This window comes from Bacillus fonticola, assembly GCF_012955605.1.
Classification (GTDB): Bacteria; Bacillota; Bacilli; order Bacillales; family JC228; genus Bacillus_CG; species Bacillus_CG fonticola.
Window position 1 is genome coordinate 1,209,449 of record NZ_CP052135.1, and the last position, 18,876, is coordinate 1,228,324.

Below are 18,876 nucleotides of genomic sequence, written 5' to 3' on the forward strand. Positions count from 1 at the left end.
GCTCTACTTTGTGTAGAAGGGGATGCGTTCTCTCAATTGCGTCAATGACCTGCTATTTTAATTTGTTGCGTGTTTGGTCAAACATCATGTGATTTTACTCAATTTGAAGTTAAGGAGTGACATTTTCACGTTTTGAATTTATCTATCTTCGGATTTGGCGCCTTGTGGAGCCCGTGGTTTTTCGGTTTCGTTATGTTTGTCACGTTTGTTTTCTTTTGGGTGACTGTTTTTCTTCCGAGCAGATATGGACGAGAAGCCCTTATCACAAGAAAACAAGGGGTTTACTTCGTAGTAGCTATGATCACTTTATATGCTGTTAAAGGGTCACCGGTTGACTTGTTTGGGCACATTATGTTTTCAGCTCATATGACGCAGATGGCAATCTTGTATTTGATTATCCCTCCGCTACTTATACGTTCGATTCCAAATGCCTTATGGATGTATGTATTCCAGGTGAAATGGCTAAATAAATTCTTTCGTTTTTTCACAAAGCCCATAATGGCACTTCTTTTGTTTAACGTCGTATTTTCCGTCTACCACATTCCGATGATCTTTGATGCTGTGAAAATATCTCCTTCACTACATATCACCTATACGATTGTTCTGTTCATGCTCGCTATGTTCATGTGGTGGCCTTTATGGAACACTTATAGCGAAGAGCAACAATTAACCGGAATTAAGAAGGTAGGGTATATTTTTGCAAGTGGAGTATTGCTAACGCCTGCTTGTGCGCTCATCATTTTTGCCGATACGCCTTTGTATGGGACGTATTCAAATTTTACAATGTGGACACAGGCGATGGCACTTTGTGTGTCGGAGGATGCGTTAGCTGGATTAAATCTAACAGGCCCAGAATTATTTAATACTATGCCATTGGTGGATGATCAGCAGCTCGGTGGAGTATTAATGAAAATTATTCAAGAAGTAGTGTATGGGATCATTTTGGCAAAAATTTTCTTTGAGTGGTTCCGAAAAGAAACGGAGAAAGAGGGAGATCCAATCCTTTCGTACGACTCGAATAAACTAGTTGAGGAATAGCTAACAAAAATGACAAGTGTCGTTATACGTACTTGTCTTGATTTACGAAGGGAGAGTGTGAGGCATGGGTGTACCGATTTTACCGACATTGTCGACGACATTTATCGTGTTGAGCGCGATTTTTGTTGCCATCGGTTGGGCACAAATTAAAAAGAAAAAAATTGATAGCCACATGCGTACGATGACAACAGCGGGAATTTTGGCGTTAATTTTCTTCCTGATTTACGCAAGTCGTACCATTTTCGTTGGGAATACGTCTTTTGGTGGACCAGCTGAGCTGGAAATATACTATACCATTTTTCTGATTTTCCATATTACCCTCGCTACAGTAGGTGCTGTTTTCGGGATCATCTCATTAACGACAGGCTATAAAGAGAACTATAAACTGCACCGCAAAATGGGACCGATTACGAGCATAGTATGGTTCTCTACAGCCATTACAGGCGTAGCCGTTTATTTGCTTCTATACGTAATTTATGAGGGTGGGGAAACGACGTCTGTTATTAAAGCAATTTTAGGTACGTAGCACAAAGAAAAAAACGTGTCGCCACATGGGAGCGACACGTTTTTTCGTGTTAAAGCTTGAAATTCAGTTTAATTATCCCAGCTTCACGTGCTGAGTTAAAGGCGATCACAAGGAGTGGACCGAGAATAAATCCTAGCAGACCGAGTAACTTTAACCCAAGATACATTGCAATCAGTGTGGCTAATGGCGATAACCCAATTTGTCTGCCCATTACTTTTGGCTCAACAGTGCGACGGATGATCAACAGAACTGCAGCTAAAATCGCAAGTTCGGTAGCAAGAGACGCATCCCCTGAAAGGAAATGGTAGATGGACCAAGGAGCCAAAATGACAATACTTCCGATGATTGGGATTAAATCGATCAACCAGATAATAATGGACATAAGTAATGCTACTTCTGGGGCGATGATCAGCAATCCGATGAGGCAAACGATAAAAATTAAAAGACTGACAAGAAATTGTGCCTTGGCAAAGCCAAATACAACGTACGATAAACGGGACGCCATGAAATCGACCTTGTCAGCTGTTTTTTCAGTGAAAAACTGGTAGAGGCCCTTTTTTAAGCGTGGGAGCTCTAATAGGAACAAAAACAGTGCAATCAAATAGACAAGCACATCGATGAGAACGTTCGGTATGTTCGTTAATAACGTACTCGAGAAATTGATGACGGAGTCTAGGTTAATCTGGCTAATAATGTCTGTTTGTGCATTCTTTAAAAATGTTTCTACTTGTAACGTAATTTCCGCCACATATTCGTTAGGCAAATAATCCTGTGCCCGCTCTCCCCACGCTTCAAGGTCAGACACCCCTTGGAAAATTCTGTCTACGTATGTAGGGATATTCTCAATCAGTCTAATTCCTTGTGTAATCACACGCGTCACGATGAAGTAAATAGACAAACCAAGGAAAATTAAAAATCCAATGAACACGAACATGACTGCACTTGCTCGTTTTATTCTCGTCTTAGTATGGAGCAAGCGGACAAGAGGATGTAACAAGAGAGCTGTTACAAAGGCAACTAGAATAGGTACAGATGCTGGCAAAATAAAAAACAAGACAACTGCCAGCACCAGAAAAAGAAAAATAAACCAAATCGGATGCTTACGAATAAACGGGATCAATCTGCTGCTCCTTTCATCATAACCGTACACATGTTTTAACTTTATTATAGTACGAAGGAGGAAGAGAGTACAGTTATTAAATTACATAAAAAATACACCGACAGCATGCTAAGGCTAGAAATGTGCAAATCTATCCCTTACGAACACAAATCCAGAGACCCACTTTAGTAGATCCAGACACACCGGTGCTTGTCATGTACTAGTCAGTTCCGGCATCACAGTATGAGATGAGTCGGAAACCGGCGGAAAGACCTGGGATTGGGCGCGTTGAAGAACCTTTTGGGCTGGTCTCGAATACAATATAACAACACTCACAGGGGGGAATGGAGAATGAAGGCGTCAGCATCGGAAATTGCCTGTAAACAAATCTTCTCACACGTACTGCCCTTTAGAGATGAGCTCCACTGCGAAAGGGTAGATGTGCATACACAAGGAGATCTATGGACGATTGTAGTGAAAGTTCGAGTATTACGGGCCCACCGATTGACAGAAAAGCTAACTCATTGGCAAATGGTCATTCAAGAAGAAATAGAAGCATTCTTTAACGTATCGGTAGAACGAGTACTTATTGAAACCCTATGTAGCAAAAGAATAGGGAGTGGGTGGAGGAGACTCGTTCGTAGATAACATTTATGAGCTGAGCACTCAACCATTCATGGAAACTGGTCACAATCAAAAGAATTCCCTGCATAGAAGTCATAATTCGATAACAAAGAAAAAATGCATGATGGAAACCACCATGCATTACTCAGCAATTGATTCTAACACTTCATTCACTTCAGCAAGAATGCGATTACATTGATTGACAAGTGTTTTAGGGAAGTGTTCCCCGTCCCCATACTCAACACCATGTGGGTAGTAATGCTTTCCAAGAAGAGGAACCATGATTTGCATCATCGCATCACGACGACCGCCCACATCCCCTTCGATGGCAAACGCACGAACGCGAAGGTAGAAAGTGCCTTCTTTCATTTCAAATCTACGATCGTATGTGACGCGCTCATAATCCCATTGGTCTGCACGCAATAGACCAAAATTTTGCATGATTTCATCTAATCGAGACAGATTAGCCTTTTTTAATTCAAGCTCTGTATTTTCAATCTTCATTATGTACAGCCTCCTTTAACGCAGTTCCGCCCCTTAATAATAGTCGACATTTGCCAAAGTTTCAATGCCTTCACAAAATGTCGTCCACTGAAGTGAAATCGCTTTTTCTCTACATTATAGATGCTATACTAAAAAGAAGAAAGCATTCATAGAGTAGAGAGAAAGGGCGGTGCGATGTGAAAACTATTATACGTATCGGAGTATTCCTAGTTGTTATACTTTTTATTTGGGTCTATGTACTTATATCTGGTAAAGAAACGAATCCGAGCCAATACGTGGAACCTCCTTCTGCTAAAAAAGAACTACAAGATGAAGAGACGTCACTTGAGCGACCGACAATTGGGCTTTCTACTTTGATCGGGAAGGATACAAAGGAGGTCGTATCTTTACTTGGACAACCTGATCGTATTGATCCCTCTTTTTATGATTATGACTGGTGGGTGTATCAGAAAAATCCAACTGAGTATGCCCAGGTTGGTGTAGAAGGGGACCGCGTTGTTACGGTGTTCGCACTAGGGGATGATTTGAATGTGGCTCCATTTTCTATCGGACAATCTTTATCTGAAATTTATAGCGAATTCCAAATTTACAACGATATATCTTTTGAATATGAAGGTACGTCGTATCAGTTTGAGTTAACAGATGAAGATATGAATTATCGTCCGCTGCTGAAATTAGGAGATGGGGAAGTGTATGCCCAGCTTTATTTAGATAAGTTTAGCGAGTCACTCTCTAGTGTGCGTTTTTTGGATCAGAAGACGCTAGTACAACATAAGCCTTACGAGATGATGTATCGTGGCCCATTGTACGAAGCGGCAGAACGGCCGAGTGAAGAGCAGAAAAAAGCAGAAGATGGTGCTAGCCAGCAAATCTTTGAGATGACAAATGTACTTAGAATTCGTAACAATGTCCCGATGATTAGCTGGGATGAAGAAACGTCAGAAGTGGCCCTTTCCCACAGCCAAGAAATGGTAGCTGAGCAATTTTTTGCGCACGATTCACCGATCTCTGGGAGTCTGGCAGATCGGTTAGAAACAGCAGAAGTATTTTATGAAAAAGCAGGTGAAAACATCGCAGCAGAATACGTCGATGCCCCTGCTACTATGGAGGGCTGGATGAACAGTCGTGGCCACCGTGAGACTTTGTTAGACGAGTCCTATACGCATTTAGGAGTGGGTGTGTACCAACGCTACTATACGCAAAATTTCATACGGAAAACGTGGGAAGATGTGCAGTAGTTCAGGTTCCTACACAAGAAAGGCTCCAACAGGCGAGGGTACCCGTTGGAGCCTTTTTTCAATTATCAACCAAAACGTGAAAACTTCCTGTTGCAAACGCTACAAGTGTGCCGTCCTCTCGAAAGGCTCGTCCTTCCATCACGAGACGGGTGTTTCCTGCATGAATGCACGTAGCCGTTGCGTCAAGGTAGTCGCCGGTGCCAGCAGCGGTGTAGTGAATTTGAAATTCAGATGTAACCGCTTTGCCTTTGCCCTTTAGAAGAAGATTTGCATACGTACCCATGACAGTATCAAGTAAAGTAGCCGTTAACCCTCCATGGGCGATGCTGAGCGAATTTTGTGTGAGGGTAGTAAGCGGCATTCTCATTTTGGCTATTCGTTCTTCTAGGTCAAATTCCTTTTCTAAAAGAAGTACGCTGGCAATGCTCGAACGGTACTCCCCGCTTCTCTTTCTTCGTAATCCTTCTATCACTTGTTGGAGAACAAGCTGCTCCTCCTCAGATGCCCCTTGTAGAAAAGACGTTATTTGTTCCAGTTCCATAGTACCAATCCCCTCCATATGTTTAAATCCTTGTGGTGTATAGGCAATTTACTCATCCTGCTTTTCCTACAATAGCACATGGCCAAGTTCAACAACATATATATGTAGTAACCATGTGCAGAAGCTGAGGTGATTTCCTATGGCAAAACAACTTCATCCGTCTGTGGAGCAATTTAAATCGTTTGTCAAGGAGCATCCCGGTCTCGTTAAAGAAGTGCGGAAAGGGAACAGCTCGTGGCAAGAGCATTTTGAAGACTGGGCTTTATTTGGAGAAGACGATCCAAAATGGGATGAGTACAAATCTGAAGAGGCCCGTGCCCTAGCAGAACAGAAGAAACCAGATGAAGAAGGAAGCAAGTCTAGTGGTGAAATGCTATCTGTGTTGTTAGGTTCTGTGAAAAAGATGGATGCCGAAACGATTCAAAAACATTTGCACAGTGCGAATGAAGCCATTACGGCAATACAAGGAGTGCTATCACAGTTTCAAGGTAGCTCATCATCGCAAGCATCCAGTACAAACAGCAGTGGACCCGGACTCTTTTCGTTTCGAAAGGATTAAGGTAAACAAGAGGAGGGACATCGCTTGAGACAAGATCTATATCGAACCATTAAACAAAATGAGGAATGGCTCAGATTTTTACGAGAACAACCCATCTGGTACCGTAAGCTGATGAAAAGACCAGAACAATTACAGCAGCTTGAGGTCGATAGTCTTCACTATTTCCAAAAAACGATCCCACACCGTGTGCAAAAATTTTCCAGCGGTGTGCAAATGGCTACGATGATGATGAGCATGTTTCAAACGATGAATCAGTCCAATGAGGCCTCGCAGTGAGGTCTCAAAGCATTTAAAAAATGCCCGTCGAATTAACCCTGGTGCTTATGCCGAGTCTTTTTGGGACAAGAATCCACGTGCAGGGATCAGAATACACGTTCCGGGGCAAAGAATTCGCGAGCAGCACCAAGGCAAACCTGTTACACCGGTTCAGAACAGGTCCCAATTTTGTTGCTATACATAGCCATTTCCAGATGGGGGAAACTAGTGAGAATTCATCCTGGAAAGGAAGTCGGTAATGAAACACATTTTACAAATGACCGGAGCAGGACTATTGTTACTAACTGGTTGCACAGATGAGATTCCGGAACCTGAGAGTGTAACCGCTAAAGAATACGCATCGTTTGCCTCCACAAATGTGCAAGGAGTGTTGGCAACCGAAGCGTCCAATGAGTGGCAAGTTTCACATATTGTGCAAGGAAAAGAAGTGTGGATAGATTGTCAACTCCCACAGTATACATTTGTTGAGAATGATACAGAAAAGCCGTTAATCACACTTCTCGTCTATGTAGATGGCAAGCTTGTGAAAAGGGCTTTTGCTCCAGCTTTTCAACTAGAGAATCTAGGGAAAGGTTCCCATTCCATTCAACTTGTTGTCATAGGAGAAGGCGAAAAACGATTGGAGCCCTCTCAACAATTTTGGGTAAACATTCCCTAGGCTGGTGCTTCGCGTTTCTCCCCGTTTTCATGTTATACTTGCACTAGGGGGTGAAGCCTTTGTTTGCAACGGATGAACGTGTACTTCTTCAAGAAGAGGCCGTAGAATTGGCACGTGCGATTTCAACTAGTGAACTTGCACTAGAATACCAGCAAGCCCTTGAGAACGTGAGAAGTAACGAGTCGACTCAAGAGAAAATTCGTGCATTCTTAAAGTGGCGTGATTTATATGACGATGTCCAGCGTTTTGGGAAATATCATCCAGACTATAAGAAAATCTCAAAAGAAGTTCGGATGGCAAAGCGGGAGATGGACTTAGACGATGAAATGTCGGCGTTTAAACGCGCCGAAACCTCGTTACAGTCGGTTTTGGACGAGGTGAGCCTTTTAGTTGGACATGCGGTCAGTGAGCATGTGAAAGTAACAACAGGCAATCCATTTTTCACGTCGGCATCAAGCTGTTCCGGTGGTTGCGGATCTGGCGGTTCGTGCCAATGTTCAGCATAAAGGAAGTTGACCCGCTTCTTGGGAGCATAAAGCTCTTTGAGAAGGGGGTTTTTTGTTGAATAAAACTTTGACGGGGTTTGACGGACACTCCCATGATTTGAACGATAACCCCCTGCGCATTGACTCTCCCGTTCGTTGCACCATGTATACTTCCATGCTATGCTAAAGCAAACCAATGTAATGGAGAAATGAGGTGCGGGCTATTGGTAGGGAACAACAGACAAGCGATTGTCATTTACCTTCATACACTGAAGCCTGTTCGTAGCTTGCGAAGATTCGGTCACGTGACATACGTATCTAAAAAGTTGAAATATGCCGTTATCTATCTTGATCAAGATCAAATCGAGTGGACTATTCAAAAAGCCAACAAGCTTCCATTTGTAAGGCATGTCGAGCCTTCCTTTAAACCGTTTGTGGAGACACAATATGAAAATTCCAGTCCTGATAAAGCGAAAGAATACGACTATAAACTCAAGGCATAGCTAACCGGTTGTTTATAAAACCGCCACCAAATGGGTAGCGGTTCACTTTGCTTCTTTTGATATCTGTTTCACGATCTTGATGGTGCTTTTTATGCCAGTGGGGGTAGGAGATGCTGTAAGCGGAAGATACCGATGAGATATTGATAGTAAAGCGCGAGCTCAGCGAACTGATCAGATCCCTTCACTTCGAGTTCAACGAGAGAGAGACCATAAGAGGACGCTACATCCTGGAACATGGAGTATCGTTTCGTTGGTTGTCCGTTTATTGTAGAGTGAATGCCTTCTCTACAAAGATAGATTGGCTGAAAATCTCCAGGTGACGTTGGCTTCAAAATAAGGACAAACGAGGCGACCGGTTTGTCCTGTTTTATAGAATGGAGGACAATAAACTTGTGAACTCTCCCCGGCATATTACGAGCGAGAGAAAACAGTTCGTACACATCTGCGTACCCTTCTCCAAGTTCGATACATCGTTGCATCATGCGTATTTCTTCCTTTCAGTGTGATCTGGGACAGACCTGTGTGAACACCTTCATTTTGTGAACCGCAAGTCCTATTAAGTTTGGGCAATCCCGTTATCTTTTCAAATAAACCATCAGTTAAAAATGTTTGATGATAGTTGAACTTTACCAAATCTTTTTCTTCCTGTGAAGATTTTATCTTAACATTCCCTGGACAAGGAGCTAGTCTGTTGAAAACCTTCTTCGTTTTTCTAATCACTTTGTTGACGTTTTTTACTTTGCTTGGATGGCAATGGTTCCAATCAACCTCAACTTCTTCTCAGTCCTCCAAAAAAGAGGCAACCTTTCGTGTCACGACAGATATTGTTGTACGTAACGATACACTCAACATTACACAGACTTACCCTTCACTTGTCAACGTGTCGCCTCCCCCATCAACCAAAGACGTGCGTTGTTTTTTAGGAGATGAAGAAGTGGCTTGTGTAGCTGATGATAGGAAAGCTGGGGTGGATGAGGGGCTAGCTTTCCAATATCGTTACAGTGTACCTTTTAATGGCATCGTGAAAGAAGGAATGTTTCCTCTATGGCAAGAAACGCTTCCAGATACATACTCTGAAACGATAACGATTGAAGAATCATCTACCAGCCCTTCCAGTTGGTTTGTAAACGGAAGGCAAATAGGTGGGAATGTCCTTGAAGTGATTGCCTACTATGAGGAGACGCTGTCTGTGCCAGCGTATACGTTAACCCGCTTACCTGTTGACACATTTAAGAAGCTGGCAACAGATGATGATCAACTCAGTGTGTGGCAGGATGTTCAACTTGGCGAGCAACCCTTGTTGGCAAGGATCAGCCCACTCAATGTTGATGTTCCTATCCACTTAATCTATACAAATTTGCCTGAGTCTCGTTCTTTTGTCAATACAGTGCTAGTTGGGCAGGATACGACCGAAGACGGGCTAAAAACACTTGTACTAGAAGCGACTGTAAAAGGGAAGATGACACAACCTGTTGATGGACGAGTAGTAGACTGGGTAGTCGCCCTTATGATCGGAGATATTGATAATGAGCCCGTTTTGCAATCTGTACAAAAGTCTCTTGACGAGACACAGTGGGAGAAGTGGAAGCAGTCTGTAGAGAAAGCCCCTTTATTAAATAGGAGATTGCTAGATGAATTCCTGTCTGCAGTGTACGGAATGGATACCTCATACTTTACAGCGCAAACTTCCGAAAAACAGATTCCTCTGTTTTGGTATGACAAGCGACCTGTACAATTTAACGAGGAATTCCAGAATGATGTGGACATTATATGGATTGAGGACAATCCCTACACACCGTTTATGCGCATGTTTACTGCGCTTGGATACGAAGTGGAACGCTTTTCAGAAGAACAAATGATCCTCGCGCGTCGCGGAGAAGACACGTTCCGGTTCTACGAAAATCAAAATAGCTTTCTCTATAATGACGCACGATACGGACTGCTAGAAAACCCACTGCTACGTATCAAGGACGAACTCTGGATTGGCACAGGCTGGATAGAAGAAATCACACCCTACCGTTGGCAAGAAACGAACGAATCCATCACTCTGGAATGACCCTCGGCTTGCCCCATTCGAAACAGTGGTACGCCCAGAATTTTGTCGAACGGTATGTCAGTGCCAATAGTTTTCCTGGATTTTATTTCGACAAAAAACGACATATATCGGGTGGTACCAGTTCCCGTAATAAAAAAACCCTGTAGCTCATTAAGAGTTACAGGGTCCTTCTTCTCCTCTTGATTTAAGAAGAGGATAGAAGGCAAAGGGAGAGGAGAAACCGGAGGAAGAACTTATGGGGAAACGTAAGTCTTCTCCGCGGTTGGCAACAACATCTCGTAATGATGTTGTCTGTATCAGTATGACCAAAGTTTCTAACCCTATACATAAATTCTCCAATGATTTCCCTTTTTTCCATAAGGAAATCATGAGAGATGCTTTAGCTCTCTGTAGTGGTGGAAAAATAAAGTACACATTTTCCTCACTGTCGTTTTATGGTAGCATGTGAGAGAAAAGGTGAGGTGCTGTCTACAGTGCGTGTTGTTGCAGGAAATAGTAAAGGCCGTTCGCTCGTTGCACCACCTACGAAAACGACGCGTCCGACAACAGATAAAGTAAAAGAAGCGATCTTTAATACCATTGGCCCCATGTTCAACGGTGGCCGTGTTCTCGATTTGTTTGCGGGGAGTGGGGGCTTAGGGATTGAGGCATTGAGTAGGGGGATGGACGGGGCAATCTTTGTGGACAAAGATATGCGTGCGCTTCAAGCTATAAAGGAAAACTTACGCAGTTGTGGTTACGAAGCAAAGGCAGAAGTGTATAAAGCACACTACAAAGTCGCACTTTCCGCCTTGAAAAAGCGAGAATTAGCGTTCGACCTCGTGATGCTTGATCCACCTTATGCAAAAGGGCTTCTCCCAAACATACTCGATACGTTAGTAAAAAATGAGTTACTACACGAGGGTGCTCAAGTAGTATGCGAACACGACGCAAAAACGGAGTTGACTTCACCAAAAACTGAACTTATAGTGGCAAAACGAGAGGTGTACGGCATGATTGGCGTGACCGTTTTTCGTTTTCAGTAAAGGGGATACGTGTGATGGGAAAAATTGCAGTCTGTCCGGGAAGCTTTGATCCGTTAACAAACGGACATTACGATATTATTAAACGGGCGGCTACAGTGTTTGATGAAGTATACGTCTGTGTGCTGAATAACTCTTCTAAACACTCGTTGTTCACGACAGAAGAGCGACAACAACTCATACGGGAGTCGGTTACCAATTTGCCGAATGTAAAAATCGACACATTTCAAGGGTTACTTGTTGACTACGCAAGAAAAGTAAACGCTAACGTCATCGTTCGTGGCTTGCGCGCCGTTTCAGACTTTGAATACGAAATGCAGATCACGTCCATGAACCGAGTTCTGCATGAGGAACTGGAAACGTTCTTTATTATGACAAACAACCAGTACTCCTTTTTGAGTTCAAGTATTGTAAAAGAAGTAGCGAAGTATAATGGGAATGTATCAGAACTCGTTCCAGAACCCGTCCGAGTGGCACTCGATCAAAAATTTGCAAAATGAAAAAAAGCTTACGGAGGGGAATGTCCCTTTTGTAAGCTTTTTTGCTGCGTGTCGATAGAAGCCTTCGAACATCGGGTAACCGACTTTGAACGCGGTATGAACCCGCAACTATGAACAGAAAAACCCTTGAACCAACTCTAAAGTAATGCTCATTTCCCTTATAATCTTAACACCTTCCGTCTTGCGTATATGACGACATAGCAAAGAAGTCCAAAAATGGTCACGAGTGGTCCATACATTTGTAACCAATTCAACATAGTATCCCAAAACCCGAGGGACGGTTGTGCATAAACAGGCAAAGCGTTCGATGGCGCACCGCTAGACAAAAATCGCTCGTACACTGGGGTCCACAAGAAAAATACGACGGCAGCAGCAAAACATCCGTGTGCGATGCGGGCCAGGAAAAACGGTTTGAAGCGAATGTCGGTATCTGCAAGGATACTTGCTACTTGAGCTTGCACGCTAAATCCTGAGAAAGCGAGGATAAAGCTAACGAGAACGGTCTGTTGCATCAAAGTTGCATCCTTTACCTGACTAGTTAATTGACTACCAAGTGTAATTTCAAACAACCCTGATATATACGGAATGCTCAATTCTACAGGAAACTGTATGATCGTCAAAATATACTGGACGAGTTGGCCGAGCATAGCCGTAATGCCTAAAAGAAAAAGTAATTTGTTTAGCACAGAAAAAATGATGATAAACCCACCGATCATCAGCAACGTTTGGATGGAGGAAAGTACCGCATCTCCTAACAACTTACCGATCGGTCGATTGTCTTGTATTCGTGTTCTGTGCAAAGCACGTAACGCCGCTAGGATGGAAAATGAATTTCTGTCATCCTTTTGTCGTCTCCACTCGTCACGCCCGTGAAATCTCATCAAAAAACCAACAAGAATGTTTCCGACGTAATGACCAATAGCCAGCATAATACCGAGCTGTGGATTATGAAAAAAACCAACAGAGACGGCACCGAAAATAAATAATGGGTTGGAGGAATTTGTGAATGAGACGAGGCGTTCTGCTTCAATTTGTGTAAGCTGCTCGTTTTGGCGGAGTCTAGCTGTAAGCTTGGCGCCCGCCGGATAGCCGCTTGCCATCCCCATTGCCCATACGAAGCCTCCGACACCAGGCACGCGAAAGATTGGCCGCATAAGTGGCTCAAGCAAAACACCAATAAAACGGACAACTCCAAAGCCGATAAGCATTTCTGAAATAATAAAAAACGGCAACAAGGAAGGAAAGACTATCTCCCACCACATATTCAGACCACGAATAGACGCATCAAACGCCTCTTGGGGAAACGAGATGAGCGATGCCGTCATGACGGTGACCGAAAGTGCAAGTATAAGTGTTTTAATTGTTGACGGTGATACCAAGAAGTTTTCCCCCTCTATCAGTCGCTTGCGCGTAATGCTTGTCTCATAGTAACCAATATACTCATAGAACAAAGAATTAGACCATAAGAATGAGTGAGGCGAGAGGAGGGGAAACCGTATGCAAGAGCCAAAAATTGCGTTAGCCCTTGGATCAGGGGGAGCGAGGGGATTTGCTCATCTAGGGGTGCTTCGTGTGTTAACGGAAGAAGGAATTCCGATTCACTTTTTGGCTGGGAGTAGCATGGGGGCCCTCGTGGCATGCTTTTATGGAGCAGGACACGAAATACATCGTTTATATACATTGGCGAAATCATTTGAACGAAGATATTATTTGGACTTTACGCTGCCACGGATGGGACTCTTATCAGGAGAGAGAGTAAAGGAATTCATTCGTTTATTTACACATAACAAGCAGTTAGAAGAGTTGCATATACCTGTGTCTGTCGTTGCTGTCGATTTACGTTCGGGTGAAAGAGTGGTGCTACGAACAGGCTCTGTTGCCGATAGCGTACGAGCCAGCATTTCTATTCCAGGTATTTTTGTCCCCGAAGAGATGGACGGGCGTTTATTAGTTGATGGCGGTGTATTGGATCGGGTCCCAACAGAAGTCGCCCGTGACATGGGAGCCGATGTAGTGATCGCAGTGGACGTAGCCTCTAATGAACATAAAGCGGAGATTCACTCTATTTATGATGTAATTATGCGGAGCATTGATTTGTTGCAAACAGAAGTCGTTCGTGTAAAAAAACAACATGCAGAGGTATGGATTGAGCCAAAAGTAAATGAATACAGTGCACGTGCGTTTACAAATATATCTGAAATCATTACGATAGGAGAAGAGGCAGCAAGAAAAGCATTACCGACGATCCGGAACGCAATTGGACAATGGAAGGAGTTTCATCATGAGTAGATCCCGTTTGATACAGACTTTAGCCATCATGACGATACTGGCTATCGCAATTTCCTTTATTCCCCTCCCATACTACATATCGACACCCGGTAAAGCGACCGTACTCGCTCCTATGGTGGAAGTGGAAGGGACTCAGGACAACCAAGAGGGAAGCTTTATGTTAACTACCGTACGGATGGGACCGGCTAATCCGTTTAATTATTTGTTTGCTCAGTTCCAAAACTACACAAACATCTACCCTGAAGAGCAAATTCGTCGCGACGACCAAACTGATGAAGAATACGAGTTCTATCAATTAAACTTAATGGAAGGTTCACAAGAGGCAGCTATTCAAGTCGCTTATGAGAATGCCGGAAAGCCGTTCGAAGTGGAGTACAACGGCATTTATGTAGTGTCTGTTGTGGAAGGTATGGGTGCTGAAGGTGTTTTAGAAGTAGCCGATCGGATTGTGAAAATAGATGGGAATAGTTTTGCCTCCTCACAGGAATTTATCGATTACGTAGAGGGGATGCAAGCGGGAGATACGATCGAAGTTGAGTTCCAACGAGATGGAAAAACAGTGACGGATACTTTGGAATTACAAACTTTTGAAAATAATCCAGGAAAAGTAGGCCTAGGCATTAGTTTAGTAGATGATAAAGAAATTGACCCAGACCCAGACGTTACCATCCTTTCAGAAGACATTGGAGGTCCTTCCGCAGGTCTCATGTTTAGTTTACAAATTTATGACATGTTAACAGAAGGTGATCTGACGAAAGGCTATGCGATTGCAGGCACAGGGGAGATCGCTGTGAATGGAAAAGTTGGCCCTATCGGAGGAATCGGACAAAAAATTGTCGCTGCCGATAATGCAAAGGCTGAAATTTTTCTAGCCCCTAACGAAGAAGGTGCCGCTGATTCTAATTACTCAGTAGCTGTAGAAACGGCAAAAGATATTGGAACGGACATGAAAGTTGTACCAGTGGATACGTTTGAAGATGCGCTAGAGTTTTTACAGTCTTTGGAGGAGCGTTCTTAAACAAATAAAAACGCGTTCGTCTTGGTGACGGGCGCGTTTTTGTTTGTGACACGCGTGCCTGCACTAACAGGATGTTAGTGCTTGTAAACATTACGCCATGGATGGCGCATTTTTTGGCAGACGTTCGTATTTATTTAGTGCCTGGCTCGCCCGTAAGCCGAATAGGCACACGTTTGAACTCATCTTGGTAATCTGGTTTGCGCAAAGCTTGTGGGTGAAATAACAGCGCACTTTCGTATACACGCTGGGCACGTATATCGAGCTGTACAAGCGGTTCATCGTCGCGGCGAACGTTAGCAAGCAAAGGTAGAGGCAACTCCTTTTTTTTGTTTTGAATATAGCGTTGTCCGGTTTCTGTCATGCCTAGTAGACGAAGTGCTCGGGGCTCTGTCACCTCGCGCATCTCCCCTTTAGACGTTTGCGTAAGAATATGCGTACACATGCGCTGTAATCTCGTCCAAGTGTAGCGTTTCGTTTTCACTGTTTTCATAAATTGTGCAAAGGTGTTAGCCTCTTTAGCTGCTTCCTGTAGGCGAACTTCAACGCCTTCTTCCACTTCATAAATCCCGCGCAGCTTTTCAGTTGTTTGCGCGAGGAGCTGGTAGCGTAAAGCAGGCCAGAACACTTCCCAATTACAAAAAAATCCATCTTTCTCCAAGCGGTGGGATAAGCTGTCGTATGTCGTCGCAGGAACGTACGCTTCTATAGCCTGCAGCCCTTCCGTTTGGGAAGCGCGACGAATGGCAGTTGCACTTGCGATCTTTTCACTTTTGAACGTTTCCTCATGATAACCAGCAACTTGTCGCTTAATCGTATGTAAGTGAATGTGTGGGTGATGATGGAGTGCACGCTCAACGTAATGATAGCCGAGGATATTATTCGGTTTCTCAAGAAGATACTCCTCCTCCTCTGCTAGCAATTCTTTTTGCGCCACAGAGGCAGCGTGTGGATAGCTCCACCCGTGTTTCATCCCTTGTTGAACGAGCTGGTCAAACGCTTGCTGATGTTCTTGTCTTTGTGATACCGCTTTCAAGAAGGGTTCAATCGATCCTTCTTCACTTCCGAAACATAAAGAATTCACACCCATTGCCGAAAGAATATCCACAGCTCCTCCAGCGAAAATCTCTGCCTTTTGGGTGGCAAAAGCATATGGTAGCTCCATGACAATATCGACACCTTGATGGAGTGCTTGCTTTGTGCGATCCCATTTATTCACAATAGCTGGTTCCCCTCGTTGTAAAAAGGGTCCACTCATAACAGCAATGACGACATCTTCTCCGGTTACTTGCTTGGACTGTGCGACATGATAGGCATGTCCGTAATGAAATGGGTTGTACTCGACGACTAAGCCGACAGCTCGCATTTGTATTCCCCCTAACTGCTTCTTTAATGTAAGTTTGTGAACGTTGCATCGCCTAGTAGTAGTAGGTTATTATACTGTAAAGAAGAAACATTGACAAATAAAATCCGCCTCGATATAATTGATTTTGTTGCCTTAAAGGAACCATGTGCAACTTTCTATCGAGACGAGCCACTTCCAGAGGTGATGAACACATGAAATGGTCGATTTCACAACTACAAAAGCTTCGAGAAGTAACGCTTGATGAAACTTATGATTTTTCGTACTTAGCAAAAGACCATGCCGACTTACTAGACGTAAAACCCGTTCACGTTTCAGGACGTGGTGTCGTGCATGCTTCTCGAATTACGTTTCAGTTGCACGTAGAAGGGGTGTTGCAAAGCCCTTGTGCCAGAACATTGCAGCCTGTCAATGTCCCTTTTTCTGTGGACACGATCGAAACATTTCTTTTGCACGGAGATCGAGAGGAAGAAGAGGAGATAGAACACGTTCATTTTTTAGATAATGACGTAGTCGACCTCGAACCTATTCTTTCCGAACTCATTCTAGTTGAGGTACCGCTGCAAGTGTTCAGTGATGAAGCGACGAGCGGTCCACTTCCTTCCGGTGAAGGATGGGAAGTACAAACAGAAGACGAAGCAAAAAAAATAGAAGAAGAATCCGAAAAAAAGGTTGACCCACGATTGAGTGATCTGGCAAAATTCTTTACGGACAAAGAAAATAACTAGTTTTTCAGTACCGTAAAAGCATTACTCAGGATGATTAAAAACGTTTGTCAGTCTACGAACGTTTGTAAAAATTCTGCAATCTTTGTAAGGAGGTGGGAAGGATGGCAGTACCTTTCAGAAGAACGTCAAAAACAGCAAAGCGCAAACGTCGTACGCACTACAAGCTTCAAGTTCCAGGCATGGTGGAATGCCCGAACTGTGGAGAAATGAAGCTTGCTCACCGTGTATGCAAAGCGTGTGGACAATACAAAGGTAAAGATGTAGTCAACGGCTAACATCTCCTATCGGAAGCTGGCAAGGAGTCTAAAACTCTTTGCCAGCTTTTTTGTTTTTTACAAGAGTAGTGGGGACCGCGATTTGAGGACGGAAAATCCGTGCTCGTGGTCGGGAATCCGCCAGTCGGAGGCAGATATCCGCAGTCAGGGGCAGATATCCGCGATCAGAGGCAGATATCCGCGATCAGAGACGGATATCCGCGATTAGGAGAATATATCCGCGATCAGAGGCGGATATCCGCGATCAGGGGCGGATATCCGCGAACAGAGGCAGATATCCGCGAACAGAGGCAGATATCCGCGATCAGGAGCAGATATCCGCGAACAGAGGCGGATATCCGCGATCAGAGGAATATATCCGCGGTCAGAGGAATATATCCGCGATCAGAGGCGGATATCCGCGATCAGGGGAATATATCCGCGATCAGAGGCGGATATCCGCGATCAGGAGAATATATCCGCGGTCAGGAGCAGATATCCGCGATCAGGAGAATATATCCGCGATCAGGAGCAGATATCCGCGATCCAGAAATGTAAGCCGCGCATCACTACCATTTACGTTTAATCCATATAAAGTCATAATAGTAGCAAAAACGAAATAAGGTGGGACCGAAAATGAGTTGGAAATGGAAAGTGGAGGGTAGAATGGCGACGTTCACTTTAGATCGTCCTCATGTGAAAAACGCGATTAACGAAGACATCATGTTTGGTTTAGAACAACTTTGCGAAAACATCCGCTCGAACAAAAGCATTTCACTTCTCATCATACAAGGTAGCGGAGATGCGTTTTGCGGTGGCGGAGATGTACGAGCGTTCGCGCAAAAGGAGACACCAACCGAGATCCTACCTATTTTTCAAAGAATGGCAGATTGTTTATACAATCTTGCCACACTGCCTGTTATAACGATAGCAAAATTGAATGGCCCTGCTGTTGGAGGGGGCATGGAACTCGCGTCTAGTTGTGACTATCGAATTGCGATAAGTCCAACCTTTCCATGTGGGTGGATTCAATCAAAGTTATCGATCCCGACTGGGTGGGGTGGGACAAATCTATTATTGGAAGCATTCGCGCAAGATCAAGTACTTTCCTGGGTCGTTCCCGGAAAAAAGCACACTGCCCTAGAGTGGAAAGACTTTGGATTTATTCATGAAATATGTGAAACAAAGGAAGAGCAACAAACATTCTATCAACCTTTTTTATCGGCACTCCCCGCTGTTGTCCGTGCTTACAAAGAAGCTGCATCCCAAAAAAGAAGGGAGATCGGTTTGCGTGAACGCATGCAGAAAGAAGCGGCTCGCTGTGCGGCTTGCTGGGGTGGTCCGGAACACTTAGAAACTATAAACACGTTTTTACATAAACGGTGACCCTTTTTGTTGTGGAAAAGGGGCGGAGCTACGCAGAATCCTAACATCATGTTAGTTATCCTATTAGAAAAACAACTTCGGATGTTGATTGATAATGACATGGGGCTCCGCTCGCACCGCCTTGATTACAACTCGACTGCTTTGTGATCGGTTTCCAGGGATGGTTGAGTGCTTAGCTCATGAATGTTTTTTGTGGAAAAGGGGCGGAGCTA

The 18,876-nt window shown here is 43.9% G+C and carries 24 protein-coding genes; 18 read left to right on the forward strand and 6 right to left on the reverse strand.

Going from position 1 to position 18,876, the window contains the following annotated elements; translation table 11 throughout:
* The first annotated feature begins 132 nt into the window (after positions 1–132).
* Together ctaG and HHK01_RS05950 are read left to right on the forward strand one after the other, a co-directional pair.
* The gene (gene ctaG / locus HHK01_RS05945; RefSeq protein WP_170006881.1) at positions 133–1,038 is read left to right on the forward strand and encodes a cytochrome c oxidase assembly factor CtaG; all 906 of its coding nucleotides are present in this window, start codon (positions 133–135) and stop codon (positions 1,036–1,038) included.
* Positions 1,039–1,102: 64 nt separating this feature from the next.
* Positions 1,103–1,564: a DUF420 domain-containing protein gene (locus tag HHK01_RS05950; protein WP_170006883.1), complete on the forward strand. Its 462-nt coding sequence runs from the start codon at positions 1,103–1,105 to the stop codon at positions 1,562–1,564.
* 49 nt (positions 1,565–1,613) lie between these two features.
* Here the strand turns inward: HHK01_RS05950 and ytvI are convergent, their stop codons facing one another.
* Positions 1,614–2,684: a sporulation integral membrane protein YtvI gene (gene ytvI, locus HHK01_RS05955; RefSeq protein ID WP_170006884.1), complete on the reverse strand. Its 1,071-nt coding sequence runs from the start codon at positions 2,682–2,684 to the stop codon at positions 1,614–1,616.
* A 330-nt stretch (positions 2,685–3,014) separates the two neighbouring features.
* On the opposite strand from ytvI, the gene HHK01_RS05960 reads away from it, so the two are divergent.
* The gene (locus HHK01_RS05960) at positions 3,015–3,311 is read left to right on the forward strand and encodes a hypothetical protein (protein WP_170006886.1); all 297 of its coding nucleotides are present in this window, start codon (positions 3,015–3,017) and stop codon (positions 3,309–3,311) included.
* Between the two features lie 117 nt (positions 3,312–3,428).
* On the opposite strand, the gene HHK01_RS05965 is transcribed toward HHK01_RS05960, so the two are convergent.
* On the reverse strand, positions 3,429–3,791 hold the full coding sequence (locus HHK01_RS05965) for a YugN family protein (protein ID WP_170006887.1): 363 nt from the start codon (positions 3,789–3,791) through the stop codon (positions 3,429–3,431).
* A gap of 176 nt (positions 3,792–3,967) precedes the next feature.
* Between HHK01_RS05965 and HHK01_RS05970 the strand changes: the two genes are divergently transcribed.
* Positions 3,968–5,029 carry a CAP domain-containing protein gene (locus HHK01_RS05970; protein WP_170006889.1) on the forward strand — a complete coding sequence of 354 codons (1,062 nt, stop codon included), beginning with the start codon at positions 3,968–3,970 and terminating at the stop codon, positions 5,027–5,029.
* Between the two features lie 58 nt (positions 5,030–5,087).
* Here the strand turns inward: HHK01_RS05970 and HHK01_RS05975 are convergent, their stop codons facing one another.
* Positions 5,088–5,570, reverse strand: coding sequence for a PaaI family thioesterase (locus HHK01_RS05975; protein ID WP_170006891.1), 483 nt, complete (start codon positions 5,568–5,570; stop codon positions 5,088–5,090).
* A gap of 139 nt (positions 5,571–5,709) precedes the next feature.
* Between HHK01_RS05975 and ylbD the strand changes: the two genes are divergently transcribed.
* The 5 genes from ylbD to HHK01_RS06000 all read left to right on the forward strand — a co-directional run bounded on the left by ylbD (position 5,710) and on the right by HHK01_RS06000 (position 8,051).
* Positions 5,710–6,129 carry a YlbD family protein gene (gene ylbD / locus HHK01_RS05980; RefSeq protein ID WP_170006893.1) on the forward strand — a complete coding sequence of 140 codons (420 nt, stop codon included), beginning with the start codon at positions 5,710–5,712 and terminating at the stop codon, positions 6,127–6,129.
* 24 nt (positions 6,130–6,153) lie between these two features.
* Positions 6,154–6,405 (forward strand): YlbE-like family protein, encoded by a 252-nt coding sequence (locus tag HHK01_RS05985; protein ID WP_170006895.1) that lies wholly within the window; start codon positions 6,154–6,156, stop codon positions 6,403–6,405.
* A gap of 238 nt (positions 6,406–6,643) precedes the next feature.
* Positions 6,644–7,063 (forward strand): hypothetical protein, encoded by a 420-nt coding sequence (locus HHK01_RS05990; protein ID WP_170006897.1) that lies wholly within the window; start codon positions 6,644–6,646, stop codon positions 7,061–7,063.
* Positions 7,064–7,122: 59 nt separating this feature from the next.
* The gene (locus HHK01_RS05995) at positions 7,123–7,569 is read left to right on the forward strand and encodes a YlbF/YmcA family competence regulator (RefSeq protein WP_170006898.1); all 447 of its coding nucleotides are present in this window, start codon (positions 7,123–7,125) and stop codon (positions 7,567–7,569) included.
* Between the two features lie 188 nt (positions 7,570–7,757).
* On the forward strand, positions 7,758–8,051 hold the full coding sequence (locus HHK01_RS06000; RefSeq protein ID WP_170006900.1) for a YlbG family protein: 294 nt from the start codon (positions 7,758–7,760) through the stop codon (positions 8,049–8,051).
* Between the two features lie 89 nt (positions 8,052–8,140).
* Here HHK01_RS06000 and HHK01_RS06005 read toward each other — a convergent pair whose 3' ends face one another.
* Positions 8,141–8,533 (reverse strand): DUF7147 family protein, encoded by a 393-nt coding sequence (locus HHK01_RS06005; protein ID WP_170006902.1) that lies wholly within the window; start codon positions 8,531–8,533, stop codon positions 8,141–8,143.
* Between the two features lie 209 nt (positions 8,534–8,742).
* Here HHK01_RS06005 and HHK01_RS06010 point away from each other — a divergent pair, with 209 nt between their 5' ends.
* From HHK01_RS06010 to coaD, 3 genes are all read left to right on the forward strand, one after another.
* A complete protein-coding gene (locus HHK01_RS06010) occupies positions 8,743–10,107 on the forward strand; it encodes a stalk domain-containing protein (protein WP_170006903.1) in 1,365 nt (454 codons plus the stop codon).
* Between the two features lie 473 nt (positions 10,108–10,580).
* Positions 10,581–11,132 (forward strand): 16S rRNA (guanine(966)-N(2))-methyltransferase RsmD, encoded by a 552-nt coding sequence (gene rsmD, locus HHK01_RS06015; protein ID WP_170006904.1) that lies wholly within the window; start codon positions 10,581–10,583, stop codon positions 11,130–11,132.
* Positions 11,133–11,146: 14 nt separating this feature from the next.
* Positions 11,147–11,629, forward strand: coding sequence for a pantetheine-phosphate adenylyltransferase (gene coaD / locus HHK01_RS06020; RefSeq protein ID WP_170006906.1), 483 nt, complete (start codon positions 11,147–11,149; stop codon positions 11,627–11,629).
* 158 nt (positions 11,630–11,787) lie between these two features.
* On the opposite strand, the gene ylbJ is transcribed toward coaD, so the two are convergent.
* A complete protein-coding gene (ylbJ, locus tag HHK01_RS06025; RefSeq protein WP_265575564.1) occupies positions 11,788–12,954 on the reverse strand; it encodes a sporulation integral membrane protein YlbJ in 1,167 nt (388 codons plus the stop codon).
* 172 nt (positions 12,955–13,126) lie between these two features.
* On the opposite strand from ylbJ, the gene HHK01_RS06030 reads away from it, so the two are divergent.
* Entirely contained in the window at positions 13,127–13,918 is a 792-nt protein-coding gene (locus HHK01_RS06030) for a patatin-like phospholipase family protein (protein ID WP_170006908.1), read from the forward strand.
* On the forward strand, positions 13,911–14,936 hold the full coding sequence (locus HHK01_RS06035) for a SepM family pheromone-processing serine protease (protein WP_170006910.1): 1,026 nt from the start codon (positions 13,911–13,913) through the stop codon (positions 14,934–14,936). The genes HHK01_RS06030 and HHK01_RS06035 overlap by 8 nt, the downstream gene beginning before the upstream one ends.
* 130 nt (positions 14,937–15,066) lie before the next feature.
* On the opposite strand, the gene HHK01_RS06040 is transcribed toward HHK01_RS06035, so the two are convergent.
* On the reverse strand, positions 15,067–16,299 hold the full coding sequence (locus tag HHK01_RS06040) for a nucleotidyltransferase (protein ID WP_170006911.1): 1,233 nt from the start codon (positions 16,297–16,299) through the stop codon (positions 15,067–15,069).
* A gap of 191 nt (positions 16,300–16,490) precedes the next feature.
* Between HHK01_RS06040 and HHK01_RS06045 the strand changes: the two genes are divergently transcribed.
* From HHK01_RS06045 to HHK01_RS06060, 4 genes are all read left to right on the forward strand, one after another.
* Positions 16,491–17,024 (forward strand): YceD family protein, encoded by a 534-nt coding sequence (locus HHK01_RS06045; protein ID WP_170006913.1) that lies wholly within the window; start codon positions 16,491–16,493, stop codon positions 17,022–17,024.
* 101 nt (positions 17,025–17,125) lie between these two features.
* Complete coding sequence (rpmF, locus tag HHK01_RS06050) at positions 17,126–17,299, forward strand: 50S ribosomal protein L32 (protein WP_170006915.1); 174 nt, start codon at positions 17,126–17,128, stop codon at positions 17,297–17,299.
* Positions 17,300–17,398: 99 nt separating this feature from the next.
* Positions 17,399–17,836: a hypothetical protein gene (locus HHK01_RS06055; RefSeq protein WP_170006917.1), complete on the forward strand. Its 438-nt coding sequence runs from the start codon at positions 17,399–17,401 to the stop codon at positions 17,834–17,836.
* A gap of 78 nt (positions 17,837–17,914) precedes the next feature.
* On the forward strand, positions 17,915–18,664 hold the full coding sequence (locus tag HHK01_RS06060) for an enoyl-CoA hydratase/isomerase family protein (RefSeq protein WP_170006918.1): 750 nt from the start codon (positions 17,915–17,917) through the stop codon (positions 18,662–18,664).
* Positions 18,665–18,876: the final 212 nt, after the last annotated feature.

Excerpts from the sequence above, each read along its gene's own strand:
- HHK01_RS05950 (WP_170006883.1), top strand. The coding sequence starts at position 1,103 with ATGGGTGTACCGATTTTACCGACATTGTCGACGACATTTATCGTGTTG.
- HHK01_RS05960 (WP_170006886.1), top strand. The coding sequence starts at position 3,015 with ATGAAGGCGTCAGCATCGGAAATTGCCTGTAAACAAATCTTCTCACAC.
- HHK01_RS05965 (WP_170006887.1), bottom strand. The coding sequence starts at position 3,791 with ATGAAGATTGAAAATACAGAGCTTGAATTAAAAAAGGCTAATCTGTCT.
- HHK01_RS05975 (WP_170006891.1), bottom strand. The coding sequence starts at position 5,570 with ATGGAACTGGAACAAATAACGTCTTTTCTACAAGGGGCATCTGAGGAG.
- ylbD (WP_170006893.1), top strand. The coding sequence starts at position 5,710 with ATGGCAAAACAACTTCATCCGTCTGTGGAGCAATTTAAATCGTTTGTC.
- HHK01_RS05990 (WP_170006897.1), top strand. The coding sequence starts at position 6,644 with ATGAAACACATTTTACAAATGACCGGAGCAGGACTATTGTTACTAACT.
- HHK01_RS06000 (WP_170006900.1), top strand. The coding sequence starts at position 7,758 with ATGAGGTGCGGGCTATTGGTAGGGAACAACAGACAAGCGATTGTCATT.
- HHK01_RS06005 (WP_170006902.1), bottom strand. The coding sequence starts at position 8,533 with ATGATGCAACGATGTATCGAACTTGGAGAAGGGTACGCAGATGTGTAC.
- coaD (WP_170006906.1), top strand. The coding sequence starts at position 11,147 with ATGGGAAAAATTGCAGTCTGTCCGGGAAGCTTTGATCCGTTAACAAAC.
- ylbJ (WP_265575564.1), bottom strand. The coding sequence starts at position 12,954 with ATGACGGCATCGCTCATCTCGTTTCCCCAAGAGGCGTTTGATGCGTCT.
- HHK01_RS06030 (WP_170006908.1), top strand. The coding sequence starts at position 13,127 with ATGCAAGAGCCAAAAATTGCGTTAGCCCTTGGATCAGGGGGAGCGAGG.
- HHK01_RS06035 (WP_170006910.1), top strand. The coding sequence starts at position 13,911 with ATGAGTAGATCCCGTTTGATACAGACTTTAGCCATCATGACGATACTG.
- HHK01_RS06040 (WP_170006911.1), bottom strand. The coding sequence starts at position 16,299 with ATGCGAGCTGTCGGCTTAGTCGTCGAGTACAACCCATTTCATTACGGA.
- HHK01_RS06045 (WP_170006913.1), top strand. The coding sequence starts at position 16,491 with ATGAAATGGTCGATTTCACAACTACAAAAGCTTCGAGAAGTAACGCTT.
- rpmF (WP_170006915.1), top strand. The coding sequence starts at position 17,126 with ATGGCAGTACCTTTCAGAAGAACGTCAAAAACAGCAAAGCGCAAACGT.
- HHK01_RS06060 (WP_170006918.1), top strand. The coding sequence starts at position 17,915 with ATGAGTTGGAAATGGAAAGTGGAGGGTAGAATGGCGACGTTCACTTTA.